14 protein-coding genes are annotated in these 15299 nt (G+C 54.7%); 9 read left to right on the top strand and 5 right to left on the bottom strand.

Annotated elements, in window-relative coordinates; all coding sequences use genetic code 11:
* Positions 1-12 precede the first annotated feature (12 nt).
* The 9 genes from rpsB (at position 13) to AC0IM9_RS09225 (ending at position 8186) form a co-directional block, all read left to right on the top strand.
* The gene (rpsB, locus tag AC0IM9_RS09265) at positions 13-756 is read left to right on the top strand and encodes a 30S ribosomal protein S2 (protein ID WP_445370785.1); all 744 of its coding nucleotides are present in this window, start codon (positions 13-15) and stop codon (positions 754-756) included.
* Between the two features lie 120 nt (positions 757-876).
* Positions 877-1761 carry a translation elongation factor Ts gene (tsf, locus tag AC0IM9_RS09260; RefSeq protein ID WP_482803817.1) on the top strand — a complete coding sequence of 295 codons (885 nt, stop codon included), beginning with the start codon at positions 877-879 and terminating at the stop codon, positions 1759-1761.
* Positions 1762-1845: 84 nt separating this feature from the next.
* Positions 1846-2565 (top strand): UMP kinase, encoded by a 720-nt coding sequence (gene pyrH, locus AC0IM9_RS09255; RefSeq protein WP_482803816.1) that lies wholly within the window; start codon positions 1846-1848, stop codon positions 2563-2565.
* Positions 2566-2569: 4 nt separating this feature from the next.
* Entirely contained in the window at positions 2570-3127 is a 558-nt protein-coding gene (gene frr / locus AC0IM9_RS09250; RefSeq protein ID WP_140914006.1) for a ribosome recycling factor, read from the top strand.
* A gap of 11 nt (positions 3128-3138) precedes the next feature.
* Entirely contained in the window at positions 3139-3900 is a 762-nt protein-coding gene (gene uppS / locus AC0IM9_RS09245) for an undecaprenyl pyrophosphate synthase (protein WP_482803815.1), read from the top strand.
* A gap of 37 nt (positions 3901-3937) precedes the next feature.
* Positions 3938-4861, top strand: coding sequence for a phosphatidate cytidylyltransferase (locus AC0IM9_RS09240; RefSeq protein WP_482803814.1), 924 nt, complete (start codon positions 3938-3940; stop codon positions 4859-4861).
* A complete protein-coding gene (ispC, locus tag AC0IM9_RS09235) occupies positions 4858-6042 on the top strand; it encodes a 1-deoxy-D-xylulose-5-phosphate reductoisomerase (RefSeq protein WP_482803813.1) in 1185 nt (394 codons plus the stop codon). The genes AC0IM9_RS09240 and ispC overlap by 4 nt, the downstream gene beginning before the upstream one ends.
* Before the next feature lie 7 nt (positions 6043-6049).
* Complete coding sequence (gene rseP, locus AC0IM9_RS09230) at positions 6050-7414, top strand: RIP metalloprotease RseP (RefSeq protein WP_482803812.1); 1365 nt, start codon at positions 6050-6052, stop codon at positions 7412-7414.
* 64 nt (positions 7415-7478) lie between these two features.
* Positions 7479-8186: a DsbC family protein gene (locus tag AC0IM9_RS09225; RefSeq protein WP_482803811.1), complete on the top strand. Its 708-nt coding sequence runs from the start codon at positions 7479-7481 to the stop codon at positions 8184-8186.
* A 40-nt stretch (positions 8187-8226) separates the two neighbouring features.
* Here AC0IM9_RS09225 and AC0IM9_RS09220 read toward each other — a convergent pair whose 3' ends face one another.
* The 5 genes from AC0IM9_RS09220 to AC0IM9_RS09200 all read right to left on the bottom strand — a co-directional run bounded on the left by AC0IM9_RS09220 (position 8227) and on the right by AC0IM9_RS09200 (position 15291).
* Positions 8227-8820 (bottom strand): OmpA family protein, encoded by a 594-nt coding sequence (locus AC0IM9_RS09220; RefSeq protein ID WP_482803810.1) that lies wholly within the window; start codon positions 8818-8820, stop codon positions 8227-8229.
* A gap of 14 nt (positions 8821-8834) precedes the next feature.
* Positions 8835-9281, bottom strand: coding sequence for a FecR family protein (locus tag AC0IM9_RS09215; protein ID WP_140914013.1), 447 nt, complete (start codon positions 9279-9281; stop codon positions 8835-8837).
* Between the two features lie 110 nt (positions 9282-9391).
* Positions 9392-11680: a CHASE2 domain-containing protein gene (locus AC0IM9_RS09210; protein ID WP_482803809.1), complete on the bottom strand. Its 2289-nt coding sequence runs from the start codon at positions 11678-11680 to the stop codon at positions 9392-9394.
* 118 nt (positions 11681-11798) lie between these two features.
* Complete coding sequence (gene mutS, locus AC0IM9_RS09205) at positions 11799-14402, bottom strand: DNA mismatch repair protein MutS (RefSeq protein ID WP_482803808.1); 2604 nt, start codon at positions 14400-14402, stop codon at positions 11799-11801.
* A gap of 391 nt (positions 14403-14793) precedes the next feature.
* Positions 14794-15291 carry a GNAT family N-acetyltransferase gene (locus AC0IM9_RS09200; protein WP_482803807.1) on the bottom strand — a complete coding sequence of 166 codons (498 nt, stop codon included), beginning with the start codon at positions 15289-15291 and terminating at the stop codon, positions 14794-14796.
* Positions 15292-15299 lie beyond the last annotated feature (8 nt).

The raw sequence follows: 15299 nt of genomic DNA, 5'->3' as shown, positions 1-15299 counted from the left end.
TAGGAGAAGTAAATGGCAGCAGTGTCAATGCGTCAAATGCTGGAAGCGGGTGTTCACTTCGGACACCAAACCCGCTACTGGAACCCGAAAATGGCTTCATATCTGTTTGGAGCCCGCAACAAAATTCATATCATCGACTTAGAGCAAACTTTGCCGTTGTTCAATGATGCGATGAACTATCTGGGCCAAATGACCGCGAATAAAGGAACCATCCTGTTCGTCGGTACTAAAAAAGCCGCGCGTAAAGCGGTGGCCGACGAAGCGAAACGTTGTGGCATGCCCTACGTCAACCATCGTTGGTTGGGCGGTATGCTGACTAACTTCAAAACCATCAAGAAGTCTATCAATCGCCTGAAAGAACTGGAAGCGATGAAAGCCGACGGTACCTTGTACCAGCGTTTCAGCAAAAAAGAAGCACTGGGTATGGAGCGCGAGCTGGAAAAGCTTGAGCGTAGCTTGGGCGGTATCAAAGACATGCGCGGTACCCCAGATGTGATTTTCGTGTTGGATGTCGGTTACGAAAAGAATGCGATCATGGAAGCCAAAAAATTGGGCATTCCGGTGGTCGGCGTGGTTGACTCCAACAACTCTCCGGAAAAAATCGATTACGTGATTCCGGGTAATGACGACTCTATCCGTGCGGTTACTCTTTACTGCCAAAGCGCTTCGGCAGCTATTTTGGAAGCCAAAGCCTTGCGGATGGACGCGTCGTCTAAAGCCGACGAGTTTGTCGAAGAAGTGGCCTCGGAGGCTTAAGTATTTTTAAAGTGCCCGGCGCTGCTGCCGGGCGCCTGGACTTAGCGTTCAGAACAGAATGTCTTTTAAACGCCTCCTTTGTGAGGCGTTTTTTTAGTTGATAAATTTGAGGAAAAAGAGATGAGTATTAGTGCGGCGATGGTCAAGGAACTGCGCGAACGTACCGGTTCGGGCATGATGGAGTGCAAGAAAGCCTTGGTCGAAGCCAATGGCGACATGGAGCTGGCGATCGAGAACATGCGTAAATCGGGTCTGGCCAAGGCAGACAAAAAATCCGGTCGTATCGCAGCTGAAGGTGTAATCGGAGTTAAAGTATCCGACGACGGCAAAACCGTGGTAATGGTTGACGTGAACTGCGAAACCGATTTCGTAGCCAAAGGCGACGACTTTATCGGTTTCGCCAACGACGTCGTCAACAGCCTGTTGAATAGCAACGTCAATAGCGACGAAGAGTTGCAAACGATGGTATTGAGCACCGGCGTCAGCGTAGACGAAACTCGCCGGGCTTTGATCGCTAAAATCGGTGAAAACATCACCGTACGCCGTTTCGTCAAATACACCACCACCGATGGCGGTCAAGCGGCATACCTGCACGGCAGCAAAATCGGTGTAATCGTCGAGTTGGCTAAAGCCGATGCGGATCTGGGTAAAGACGTCGCAATGCACATTGCCGCCAGCAAACCTGCTTGCATTTCGGCAGATGAAGTTGCTGCGGAAACCATCGAAAAAGAGAAAGAAATTTTCTTGGCGCAACAAGAAGAGAAAATCAAAGGTAAACCGGCCGACATCGTGGAAAAAATGGTTTCCGGCCGCGTTAACAAATTTTTGGCGGAAATCACGCTGCAAGGCCAGGCTTTCATCAAGGACGACAGCAAAACCGTCGGCCAGCTATTGAAAGAGAAAGGCAATGCGGCGGTACGTTTCGCCCGTTTCGAAGTCGGCGAGGGCATTGAAAAGAAAGAAGAGGACTTCGCGGCCGAAGTGATGGCGCAAGTCAGAGGTTAACCAAACCAATCAATAAACCCGGTCATCCGGGTTTATTTTTCTGGATAATCCGTTGCTTTTACCCTTTACGTTGGATATTTGAATATGAGTCAATTGATTTGTCGGAGAATTTTACTGAAGTTGAGCGGCGAAGCACTGATGAGCGAGCGGGGCGGCAGTATCGACCCGGATATCGTTCAACGCTTGGCTCAAGAGGTGAAAGAGCTTTGCGACGCCGGTATCCAAGTAGGGTTGGTGATTGGCGGCGGCAATATTTTGCGCGGCGGCGAAAAAGCGTCGGAATGTTTGAACCGGGTCACCGGCGATCAGATGGGGATGCTCGCCACCGTGATTAACGCCTTGGCCATGCAGGATGCGTTGGAATATCTGGGCCAGCCGGTGCGGGTTATGACCGCGCTGAAAATCAATCAGGTTTGCGAAGATTATATTCGCCGCCGGGCAGTCCGCCATCTGGAAAAAGGCCGGGTTGCCATTTTCGCCGCAGGCACCGGCAATCCGTTTTTCACCACGGATACCGCCGCCAGTCTGCGCGCCATCGAAATCGACGCTGAACTGATGATCAAGGCCACCAAGGTCAAGGGCATCTATTCAGCCGATCCTGTGAAAGTGCCTGATGCGGTATTTTATCCGCGTTTGACCTACGACGAAGCCATCGATCAGCGTCTTAACGTCATGGATACTACTGCGCTAGTGCTGTGCCGGGATAACAACTTGCCGATGCGGGTTATGAATGTATTTGAACCGGGTGCCGTGATGCGTCTGATGCGCGGTGAAGAAATCGGTTCTCTGATCGTGAGGAAATAACAAAATGATTAGCGATATTCAACAGGATGCTGCGGCGCGGATGGTAAAAAGCATCGAAGCGTTGCAAAAAGCATTCACCAAAATTAGAACCGGGCGTGCCCATCCCAGTTTGCTGGATCAAATCTCGGTGTCCTACTACGGTAGCGAATCTCCATTGTCCCAAGTGGCCAACGTTACGGTTGAAGACGCCAGGACATTGAAGGTCGTGCCATGGGAAAAAAGCATGATACAAGCGATTGAAAAAGCGATCATGTCTTCCGGTTTGGGTCTGAACCCGGCCACGCAGGGTACCGTGATTCGCCTGCCTTTGCCGGCTTTGACCGAGGAGCGCCGCCGCGATCTGGTGAAAATCGTCAAAAACGAAGCCGAGCAAGGCCGGGTAGCGATCCGCAACATTCGCCGCGATGCCAATGCCGCGATCAAAGACGCCCTGAAAGAGAAATTGATTTCCGAGGATGACGCGCGCCAGGCCGAAGACAAGATCCAAAAATTGACCGATCAATACATCAAGGAAGTGGAGAAGCATCTGGAAGAAAAAGAAGCTGATTTGCTGTCCATGTAATCGAGATAAACATGACTGTTATTGACGACAAACCGGTGATTGATAACGGCAACCCGCGCCATATTGCCATCATTATGGATGGCAACGGCCGTTGGGCGCAAAAACGCCTGATGCCGAGGATTATGGGGCACCATGCCGGGGTCAAGACAGTGCGTAAAATCGTCGAACACTGTGCCAAGGAAAATATCGAAGTGTTGTCGTTGTTTGCGTTCAGCAGCGAGAACTGGCGTCGACCCAAGGACGAGGTGAGCTTGTTGATGGAACTGTTTATGTCGACTTTGCAAGCCGAGGTCGACAAATTGGACCGGAACAATATCCGCCTGAAAATCATTGGCGACAAATCCGCGTTCAACGACAAATTGCAAGATAAAATCCGTTCGGCCGAGGCGCAAACCGGCCAGAATACCGGTTTGACCTTACTGATTGCCGCCAATTACGGCGGACGCTGGGACGTAACCAATGCCATGCGGCAAATCGTAGCCGGTATTAAAGCAGGTACAATCGACGAACAGGCGGTCAATGAGGATTTGGTAGAACGGTATTTGCAAACGGCTGGTTTGCCGGAACCGGATCTGTTCATTCGCACCGGCGGCGAGGAACGAGTCAGTAATTTCCTGCTCTGGCAGTTGGCCTACACTGAATTCTATTTTACCGACGCCCTCTGGCCCGATTTCGACCAAAACGCCTTGCAGAAGGCCATCGACAGCTTCAAGCGCAGGCAGCGCCGTTTCGGCCACACCGGCGAGCAAGTCATTGCCGGCAGAGTTGTCTAGGGAAGATTTCCATAACCATAATAACTAGAAAATCGACATGTTAGTAAAACGTATTTTAACCGCACTGGTTCTGGCAGCGGTCGCCACGGCGGCGGTGTTCTTGTTGCCCGCCACTTATTTTTCGTTGTTCATCGCTTTGATCACATTGGCAGCGGCTTACGAATGGATGCTGTTGACTGACGTCACCAAACTCAGCAGCAAGATTTTGTTTCTGATCGCTCTAATCGTACCTATGTTGGGTGTGACCTATTGGACCGTACTGCTGGAAGTGGCCAGCGAAGCGATGGAGTGGCCGGAAATCAAGGATTATTCCGATGCCCTGGAGTGGTTTGTGATATTGCCGGTATCGTTCTGGATCCTGACGATGGTCTTAATCAGAAAGACCAGTCCGCAGCTGTTGGCTCTGGAGTTCAAACCCAGATTCAAAGCGTTTGTCGGCTGGATGGTGCTGCTTGGCGCTTGGATGTTTTTGAGCAAACTGCGCGCCTATTACGGAACCGGCATGGTGCTTTACTTTTTGATCTTGATTTGGGCCGCCGATATTTCCGCTTACTTTGCCGGCAAAACCTGGGGCAAAGACAAACTGGCCCCCGAAGTCAGCCCCGGCAAAACGGTGCAGGGTATGTACGGCGCTCTGGCCTCGGCGGCATTATGCGGTCTGGGCTTCGCCGTCTACGGTTGGCTGACCGCCGCCGAACCGGCCGAAGCCCAAGACAGCGGTCTGAGGTTTTTAGGTGGCTTGGTTTGGACCGATATGCTGATCTTGTCAGTGATGACAGTGTTGATCTCGATTTACGGCGATTTGTTTTTCAGTCTGGTCAAGCGCAAAAAGGGCGTGAAAGACAGCGGGAACTTGTTGCCGGGACACGGCGGCATTTTGGATAGAGTCGATAGCGTGATCGCCGCAGCCCCATTCTTTTACGCCGGCATACTGTTGATCGGCAGGATTTTTTACTCATGAAAGGCATTTGCATACTCGGGGCGACCGGCTCCATCGGCGTCAGCACCCTGGATGTGGTCGCGCGTCATCCGGATCAGTACAAAGTGGTTGCGTTAACCGCTAACGGCAATATCGATGCCTTATTCGAACAATGCCTTACGCATCGGCCGGAATATGCCGTGGTTGCCAACCCGGATAATTTCCAGGCTTTCAAGGACAAACTGGTTGGCACGCCGATAGCGGGCCTCAAGGTCCTGGCCGGCGCCGATGCCTTGGCTCAGGTCGCGACACTGGATAGCGTCGATGCGGTGATGGCAGCGATCGTTGGCGCCGCCGGCTTGTTGCCGACCCTCGCCGCCGCGAAAGCCGGGAAGACGGTGCTACTTGCCAACAAAGAAGCGCTGGTGATGTCCGGCCAAATCTTCATGCAGGCGGTGGCCGATTCCGGTGCGACCCTGTTGCCGATCGATAGCGAGCATAACGCCATCTTCCAGTGTATGCCGGCCGGATACACCGCCGGACATCGCGCCAAACAAGCCCGTAGAATTTTACTGACGGCTTCCGGTGGACCGTTCCGGCAGACGCCGCTGGCCGATTTGGAGCACGTTACCCCCGAGCAGGCGGTAGCTCACCCCAAATGGGACATGGGCCGGAAAATTTCGGTCGATTCGGCGACGATGATGAACAAAGGCTTGGAACTGATAGAAGCCTGCCTGCTGTTCGATATGGACCCCGATGCCATTCAGGTGGTGATTCATCCGCAAAGCATCATTCATTCCATGGTGGATTACGTCGACGGGTCAGTGTTGGCGCAAATGGGCAATCCGGACATGCGTACGCCGATCGCCCATGCGATGGCCTGGCCGGAACGTTTCGATTCGGGAGTGGAGCCCTTGAACATCTTTCAGGTCAAGCACATGGATTTCGAGCAGCCTGATTTGCAACGTTTTCCTTGTTTGAAGTTGGCGTACTTGGCAATCAAGGCCGGCGGCATCATGCCCACGGTATTGAATGCCGCCAATGAAATCGCGGTAGACGCCTTCTTGAACGAACGCGTTCGTTTTACCGATATCGCCAAAATTATCGAGCGCAGCATGGCGCATTTCGAACCCGAAGCCGCCGATACCTTGGATCATATTCTGGACGCCGACCGGCGCGCCAGAGAGGTGGCCGAAACCGTCATTGCTCAATTGCAGCACTAGGCGTTAGATGGATACCCTACATACCTTGTTTTACTTCATCGTCGCCATTGCGGTACTGGTGGCATTTCATGAATTCGGCCACTTTTGGGTCGCGCGCAAGGTTGGGGTGAAAGTCATCCGTTTTTCCATCGGCTTCGGCAAGCCTTTGCTGGCCTGGCGGAAAAGCGCCGAAGATACGGAGTTCGTCATCGCGGCGGTGCCGTTGGGCGGTTATGTAAAAATGGTTGACGAGCGCGAGGAAGCCGTCAAGGAAGCGGATCTGCCGTTTGCGTTCAATCGCCAGCCCTTATGGGCCAGAACCGCGGTAGTCGCGGCCGGTCCCTTGTTTAACCTCTTGCTGGCGGTATTGCTGTTCTGGGCGGTACTCGTCATCGGCGAAGTGGGCGTCAAGCCGTTGATTGGTGCAGTCGAGCCCGGATCACTGGCCGAACAAGCCGGTTTGATCAAAGGCGAGGAAATTGTAGCGATCAACGAAAAGACTACCCCAACCTGGATCGAAACTTTCGACGTGCTGCTTTCGGCGGCAATCGTTGGCCAACGTGAAATAAGCATCACTACCAAATCTGCGGACGATAGTCGGCAAACCCACATTCTGCAGCTGACCGACCAGGATGCGGCGACGCCGGAAGGCTTGCACAAGCGTTTGGGTTTGAAGCCTTGGTCGCCGAAGATCAAACCGGTGGTCGGCAAATTGATGGAAGACGGCGTAGCCAAACAGGCCGGTTTGCAAACCGGTGACCTCTTGGTCAATGCGGATGGCATTGATATCAGCGATTGGCAACAATGGGTCGATTATGTGCAGGCGCGTCCGGAAATTGCGATCAATTTGACGATAGAGCGGAGCGGCGTGCGTTCGTTACTCAGTTTGACTCCGCGCAGAGAACAACAGAAAGACGGCACCAGCATCGGTAAGATCGGTGCCGGAGTTGAGACCCCGCAAGATGTGTTGGATTCATTGTTGGTCAAGCACTCCTTGTCGCCGCTCGACGCTGTGCCGGCTGCTTTTGAAAGAACCTGGTTCTATGCCGTCAATACCTTGAAAATGATGGGTAAAATGCTGGTCGGTTCGGCATCGGTGGAAAATCTGAGCGGGCCGATCAGTATTGCCCAGTATGCGGGACAATCGGCCGATATGGGGCTGACCGCCTTCTTGAAGTTTCTCGGTTTGGTCAGCGTCAGTCTCGGCGTGTTGAATCTGTTGCCGGTGCCGGTTTTGGATGGCGGGCACCTATTGTTTTTCGCCGTGGAGGCGGTCAAAGGCAGCCCGGTTCCCGAGAAATTGCAGATATATTTTCAACAGGTCGGCATGGTGCTGCTAATGCTGTTGATGGCGTTGGCTATGTTTCTCGATATCGACCGGTTGTTTCAATAACGCTGAACGAAACGGCGCAATCCCGGTCAACCGCTTTCCTTGACTATCTTCCATTGGTATTAGCATGAAAAAAATCTCACACCTATTGGCTTTGTCGGCCACGATTTTATGCGGTCAAGCGCTTGCTGACGAAGCTGCGATAAAAAAGGCGCTCGGCAATTTTATGCCGGAAGGCAAAATCGATGCGGTGAAACCGTCCGAAATTCCCGGACTCTATGAAGTGACTTCGGGCGGCAATATTTTTTACGCCTCAGAAGACGGCAAATACTTGGTGCAAGGGCAATTGTTCGACGTTCAAGCCAAGAAAAATATCACGGAGACCAAGTTGGCCGGCGCTCGTAAAGCCGAATTGGACAAGCTTGGCGAACAAAAGATGATCATCTTCAATCCCGAGTCTTCCAAACACACGGTTTCGGTGTTTACCGATATCGATTGCGGCTACTGCCGTAAATTGCACTCGGAAATCGACCAATATATGGCGCAAGGCATCACCGTTCGCTACATGTTCTTCCCCAGAGCCGGTAAAGGCTCCGATTCATATAAAAAAGCGGTTTCGGTGTGGTGTGCGGCCGATAGAAACAAGGCACTAACTGCGGCCAAAAAAGGCGAAAGTTTGGACAGCAAGAATTGCGAAAATCCGGTGGACGAACATATGGCGCTGGGCGAGGCATTTGGCATGAACGGAACGCCAATGATCGTTACCCAAAAAGGCAACATTTTGCCGGGCTATGTGCCGGCCGCGCAGTTGGCCAAAATTTTGGCAAGCGAATAAAACTGAGGCGGTCCGGTTTGTCGTCGGACCGCCGTTCGCTTTACCGGATCGTCACTTCTACCCTACGGTTTTTCGGTTCCGCGGTTTCGTCCGGGGTTTTAACCAACAAATTCTTCTCGCCGTGCGAGGTCACGGTCACTTCTTTAACATCCAGTTTGCTCGGATCGAACAAACGGCTCACTTCAATTGCGCGTTCGCGGGCCAGTTTTTCGTTCTTATCGGCGTTGCCGACCGTGTCGGTATGACCGATTACCGAAATATCGGCGGCCGGATGTTTGCCGGCTGCCTCAATGATTTTCGGTATCAGCGCGGCAGATTCCTGAGTTAACTTGGCGCCTCCGGTCTCGAAATAAAGCAGATATACCTCGGGGCGCACCGGCTCGGACGCTAACGCCCGTCCGAAATCTTTTTCGATGCGTTGTTGCTCGACTTTAAACACGGTCTTATCGTTCGTCAGCGCCGCGCCGTAGCCGGCCGTTTCGATCAACGTTTCGCCGGCCGGGCTGCTGAAAGTGACTTTACCAGTGCTGCCGTCGTGGTCTTCCAGCAGAACCAAGTAAGATTCGGTGCAGCCGCCCAAAGCCATTGCAGCGGCAAGTGTCAGGGGTTTTCTCAAAGTAAGCATTTTGGTCATGGCAGGTACCCGGTTTATTCGGCAATTTTGACTAGAAAACGTGTCCCTCTGACGGCGATCACGCCGGTCGGAGTGTTGAGCCTGACTGCCTCCGGCTTAAGCTTGGCGATGACTCCGGAGATGTAGTGTAGAGTTCCCCTCAATAGACTGGCGTTCAGTTCCAGTTTGTCCTGCTCCGGCAAAAACTGGTAAGCCTCGATTTTTAATTCGGTGTTAGGTCCGATGGAAAGCACCGTATTGTCTTTGAGCGTTAAGCCGGCAGAGCCATTCGCATCGGTTTTAATCGTATCGCCGATACGCACGGCCGATCCCAGGCCCGCTTTTAACGTAGCGCCCGCTTCGATGATTGAGGTTTCGTCGGTAGAGGTTTTGATGTATCCGATGATGCTATCGTCGGCGAAGGCGGCGGTAGAGAGCGTGAGGACAAGCCCTAGGCATAGCAGCGTGACAAAACGATTCATAAGAGCCTCGAGATTCAAAAAAAGGGTGGTAAAAACTCACCGCGGTAGCGGCTTTGAGGTATCGGCCAAGTATAGTCGGTATTGGCGGCTTGCCGAGAAACGGGGCGTCTTTAGCGGTCAGGTGTCGTGACGTCTTCAATCTCGATCGGAAATTCCACCCAAAAGGTGCTGCCCATGCCCGGCGTGCTGCTAACGCCTACGCTTCCGTCCATCAGCTCGGCCAGTTGTTTGGTAATCGCCAAGCCAATACCGGTGCCTTCGATTTCGCTATTCTCGGCGCCCAAACGTTGAAACGATTGAAACAGCAATTTCTGCTCTTGTGTCGCCAATCCTTCTCCGGCATCCACGACCGAAATGCGGATGCGGTTGCTGCCGATACGCTGGGTGTGCAAATCGATACGGCCGGCCGGCCTGTTATATTTGACGGCATTTGACAGGAAATTCAGCAGTATCTGTTTTGCCCGTTTCGGGTCGACCTTCAGTAAAAGGTCCTGCGGTAACGAATTCCGGGCGGTCAAGTCCAGTCCTTTGCTACGCGCCAATGGCGTGATCAGCGCAGCGCAGTCGCCGATCAAGTCCTGTAGCGCCACGCTTTGAATATTCATCGCGATTTTGCCGGATTCGATTTTGGCGAGATCGAGCAGTTCGTTGATCAAGCCTAGTAAATGCTGACCGGCTTTCAGGATCTCGTTCACCGAATCCAGATGGTAAGGATCCAAAGGATGTTCGGGATCGTCCATCTGCAGCAGTTGCGCGAAACCGATTACCGCGTTTAACGGCGTACGCAACTCGTGGCTCATTTGCGATAAAAACTGGCTTTTAGCCAGACTGACCTGCTCGGCGCGGTTGATCAGCTCGCGCATCACGGCCTGCTCTTCGGTCTTTTGCAACAACATTTTCGCCATCAACATTCTTTCGCCGATATCGTTGATGCTGATTACGGCCCCGCTAGGCCCATTTTTACCCGCCATCAACGGCGCAATTGCCAGATTGGCGGTAATCTGGTGCTGGCCCGATACGGTCAAACTGCAATGGCTGAATTTCATCGGGGCGTTTTCGGCAATGCTTTTTCGGATCAGGTCGGCCATGGCAACAGGTTTGTCGCGGATTTCCAGCGCGAAAATCCGGTCTATCTGCTGACTGCTGGAATTGGGCGGTCTATTGCCGACGATGTCGATGGCGGCGGAGTTCATGTAATCGATGACGCCGTCTGGCGTCGTAGTGATCACACCGTCGGCGATCGCGTTCAGCGTGATAAACGCGCGTTTTCGCTCGGCAAACAAGGACTGAATCAGCTTTTCGAAATGGCGCCAACTACGTAGCGGATAGCTGAACCACAGGACGCACAGCGCGACCGATGGCGCGAACCAATAGTGGCTCAATCGTAACAGCAGCCAACTGCAAAGTAGAATTAGCGCCGACAGCGCCAATACCGCCGGCGGCAACCAGCGCGGCGAGAAACGGGTGCTGAGCGAAACCGAAACGCCGGCGACGGCGAGGCTGGCGATAAATTGCCAAATTCCAGGTAAGGGCTGCCACAGGGTTTGTTTCAACAAGCCGTCCAGGCCCGCGGCGATAAATTCGACTCCGGTCATCGGCCGGCCGCCAACCGCCAGCGGCGCCGGCAATTCGCGTTCCAGGCCGCTGGCGGTCAGCCCGACCAATACGTATTTGCCGTCGAATGTTCGCGCCGGGATTTTGCCGGATAAAACCGCCGAGTAGGAAAGGCGGACGAAATCGGTGCTGGGATCGAAGAACGGCAGCCAAACCCTAAAATCGCCCTCCAACGAGTCGTGGCCGTTTTCGGTGCGCAAGCCGGGCAGATTTTCGAGAAACTCCGGGTGCTGTTGCGCGTACAGCGCCAACGGCATCGCCGGCCAGCGCCTTTCGCCCAAACCGGCTTCCAGCAGAATACTGCGGCTGACGCCGTCTTTATCCAGATCGACGTTGGCGTGGCCGAGTGCGGCATGTTTGGCGTAGTCGGCCAGCGGCAAGGTTTCCACTAAGGTCTTGCCGTTATATTCGACCACAACCGGCAGTACTACCGGCCGGGCTTGTGCCAGCGCCCGCGCCAGATGGGCATCCGCTTCGGGGTGCGATTTGTCGGCTTCGGAAAAAATGAAATCCAGCGCCACTGCGCGCGGTTTCGACTGCGCCAAAAACTCTAGCAAGCGGGCATGGATGTCTCGTGGCCATGGCCAACGGCCGAATTCGGCCAAGCTTTCTTGATCGACTTCGATGATAACGATCTCCGGCGAAGCCGGCGAGGCCAACAAAGGCAGTTGCAGGTCGTAGACCCAGCGATCGACACGCCACAAGGCGTCGCTTGCGGTCAATATGACCGTCAACAACGTCAAAATGGAAATTAACACTGGTTTGTCGCAGCGGCGTTTCGCCATGGGGATCGTCTAAAGAGCGGCAGAGCCTCAATTATAGTCCGATAGCGCTAAGGCGAGTAATGCCAGCGACTGTTAGCGCGCGTTTGACTTCGCCCTCCGGGCGTACCGGGTTCGTCGCCTATCGGTTGCCGTAGCTTTTCATCAGACCGGCCAGACGGTATAGAGTATCCAAAGCTTGTTTGGGGCTGAGTTGGTCAGGGTCGAGTTCGGCGAGTAACACCAGTGCCGGATGGCATTCCTGACTGGTAAACAAATCGAATTGGTTGATTTCGCTACGGTCCTGTTGCTCGATGTAAGCGGTATTTTCCAGTTGCGCCAGTTTTTGTTTGGCATTGGCGATCACCGACTGCGGCACGCCGGCCAAGGCCGCGACTTGCAGGCCGTAGCTCTGGCTGGCCGGGCCGTCTTTCACCGCATGCAGAAACACGATCTTGTCGCCGTGTTCCATCGCATCCAGATGAATGTTATGGATGCCGGTTTGTTCTTCGGCCAGTGTGGTCAGCTCGAAGTAGTGGGTGGCGAACAGGGTAAAGGCTTTGACGTTGCGGGCCAGATAATCGGCGCAGGCCCAGGCCAGCGACAAACCGTCGAAAGTGCTGGTGCCGCGGCCGATTTCGTCCATCAAAATCAGACTGTTGGCGCTGGCGTTGTGCAGGATGTTGGCAGTTTCCGACATTTCCACCATGAAGGTGGAGCGGCCGCTGGCCAAGTCGTCGGAGGCGCCGATGCGGGTGAAGATTTTGTCGATCGGCCCGCAAGTCAACGTTTGCGCCGGCACGTAGCAGCCGATATGGGCCAGCAACACGATCAGCGCCGCTTGGCGCATGTAGGTCGATTTACCGCCCATGTTCGGACCGGTGATGACCAGCATGCGCCGGTTGCCGGAAAAATCCAGATCGTTGGCGACGAAGGGGATGCTGGACAGTTGCTCTACCACCGGATGGCGACCGGCGACGATGTGGATGCCGGGTTCCTGGGTCAATACCGGCTGGCTCCAGTTTAAGGTTTCGGCGCGCTCGGCAAAGTTGACCAGCACGTCCAGTTCCGCCAGTGCCGTCGCGCATTGCTGCAAATCCAGCAAAGCCTCGCCCAGCGTGTCCAGCAAGTCGTCGTACAAGGCTTTTTCGAAAGCCAGCGATTTTTCCCGTGCGCTCAGTACCTTGTCCTCGAACGACTTCAATTCCGGCGTGATGTAACGTTCCGCGCCCTTCAGGGTTTGCTTGCGGGTGTAATGCACCGGAACTTTGTCGGCTTGGGCATTGGAGATTTCGATGTAATAACCGTGCACCCGGTTGTAATTGACCTTGAGGTTGGCGATGCCGGTGGCGGCCCGCTCGCGTTGCTCCATGTCGATCAAAAACTGGTCGGCGTTCTGGCTCAGGTTGCGCAGTTCGTCGAGTTCGGCATTGAAGCCCGGTGCGATGACGCCGCCGTCGCGGATCAATACCGGCGGATTGTCGATGATCGCTCGTTGCAGCAGATCGACCAACTCGGGGTGTTCTTTTAGTTGCAGGCGTAAGGCTTCCAAATGAGGATTGTCACTGCCGGCCAGTTTTTGTTGCAGCTCAGGAAGCACCGCCAAGGTCAGGCGCAGGGTCAACAGGTCGCGCGGTCTGGCCGATTTCAACGCAATCCGCGAGCTGATGCGCTCGATGTCGCCGACTTGGCGCAGGCTGGTTTGCAGATCGCGGTGCAGCTCGTGGTCGATCAGGCTGGCGATGCAGGCGTAACGGCCGTTGACTACGGCCTGGTCGCGCAACGGCCGATGCAGCCAGCGCCGCAAACAGCGGCTGCCCATTGCGGTGGCGGTTTTGTCCAATACGCCGAGCAGCGTGTATTGCAATTGGCCGCTGGGGTGGCTGTCCAACTCCAGATTGCGGCGGCTGGCGGCGTCCAGGCTGATGCTGTCGTCGGCGTGCTCGACGGCGATGCCCTGGATGTGGGGCAGGGCGTTGAACTGGGTGTCGCGCACGTATTGCAACAGACAGCCGGCCGCGCAAATCGCCGCCGGCAGTTGCTCGCAACCGAAGCCCTTCAAGTCGTGGCAGTTGAATTGCTTCAAAATCAATTGCCGGCAACTGTCCAATTCAAAATGCCAGGGCGGCCGCCTGCACAGGCCCTTGCGCTCCTTGATCGCGGCGGGCAGGGCTTGGTCTTCGCTGAACAGCAGTTCGGCCGGATTCAAGCGCTCGATTTCCGCCAGCAACTGGCTGTCGTTTTCCAGTTGTTGCAACACGAACTTGCCGCTGCTCAAATCCAGGCAAGCCAGACCGATTAACTTATCGAAGCGCGCCAGCGCCACCAGCAGATTATCCTTGCGGTCTTCCAGCAGAGCCTCGTCGGTGACCGTGCCGGGGGTGACGATGCGTACCACTTGGCGCTCGACCGGGCCTTTGGACTTTGCCGGGTCGCCGATCTGCTCGCAAATCGCGATCGACTCGCCCTGTTTTAACAAGCGGGCGATGTAGTTCTCGGCGGCGTGGTACGGAATCCCGGCCATCGGAATCGGCGCGCCGGCCGAGGCGCCGCGCGCGGTCAAAGTAATGTCCAGCAACCTTGCGGCGCGCTTGGCATCGTCGTAAAACAGCTCGTAAAAATCGCCCATCCGGTAAAACAACAAAATCTCCGGATGCTGCGCCTTGATGCGCAGGTATTGCTGCATCATCGGCGTATGGGGAGATTCGTTGGCTGGCTTAGACGATTGTTTTTCTGGGCTGTTCATTGATTAAGTTAATGAAATATCTTGAAAACGTTCTTTGTTCCGGTGCTGATGGTGCGTGCCGAAACTTGCCCGGCATTTGGTGTTGAGCACCGGATTGGGTGTAGGTTTTTGGTATCGATTTGCGCAAACGCTGGCCTCCAAAAACACATCCCGGAATCCAATTCAAGGCCAATGCCTTAAGCGCGTTAACCGACTCGGCAAGTCTTTTTGCCGGCTATCCCGGCGCGCTATTGTCGCTTGGCAGACGCTGAAAAACCAGCGGCAGGCTGTGATTGAGATTGAGTGTGGAGCAGGACTTGTCCGTTTAAAGGAAACAGGTAGGGCGAAAAGGCCGGCTTTGGCCCGACTCCGCCAAGGCCCGTGCCGGGTTATCGCTGTAGGGCATGGTAAGTCAAGCGTTACCGGCACCCAATACGGCTCGCATCGGCTGAAACGCCACGCCGTTGGCCTGTACCGCCGTGCCGAGTTCGACAAAACCGAAACGCCGATACACTGCGACCGCGTTCAAGCTGGCGTTGACGGTAAATTCGCCCGGATTACCGGCGTCGAGTGCCCCGGTTTTGACCCATTGCCACAAATGGCGTGCCAATCCCCGGTTTTGAAAAACTTTGGCTACGAACAGGTGATACAAATGTCGATGCTCCCGCATCGCCATCACGCCGGCCAGTTCGCCATTGGCTTCCGCCAGCCAATAGCGGAAATCGGCGTCTTCAATATAACCGGCAATCGCCGCCTCGCCGACGGCCGCCAGAAACACTTCCGCGCCTGCGCCGTCCGCCGATAGCAGAAAAGGCCGGCTCAGCGCCGCGATCAAGTGGCTGATAGGTGCGGCGTCGGCGACCGTAGCGCGGCGCATCGTCACCGATTTAATCCAATCAAAATCCGTCACGACAACCG

The sequence above is a fragment of the Methylomonas sp. Uni0011 genome, from assembly GCF_056850255.1.
Note: the sequence above shows the minus strand (reverse complement) of the source record. Positions and strands in the feature narration are given on the sequence as shown.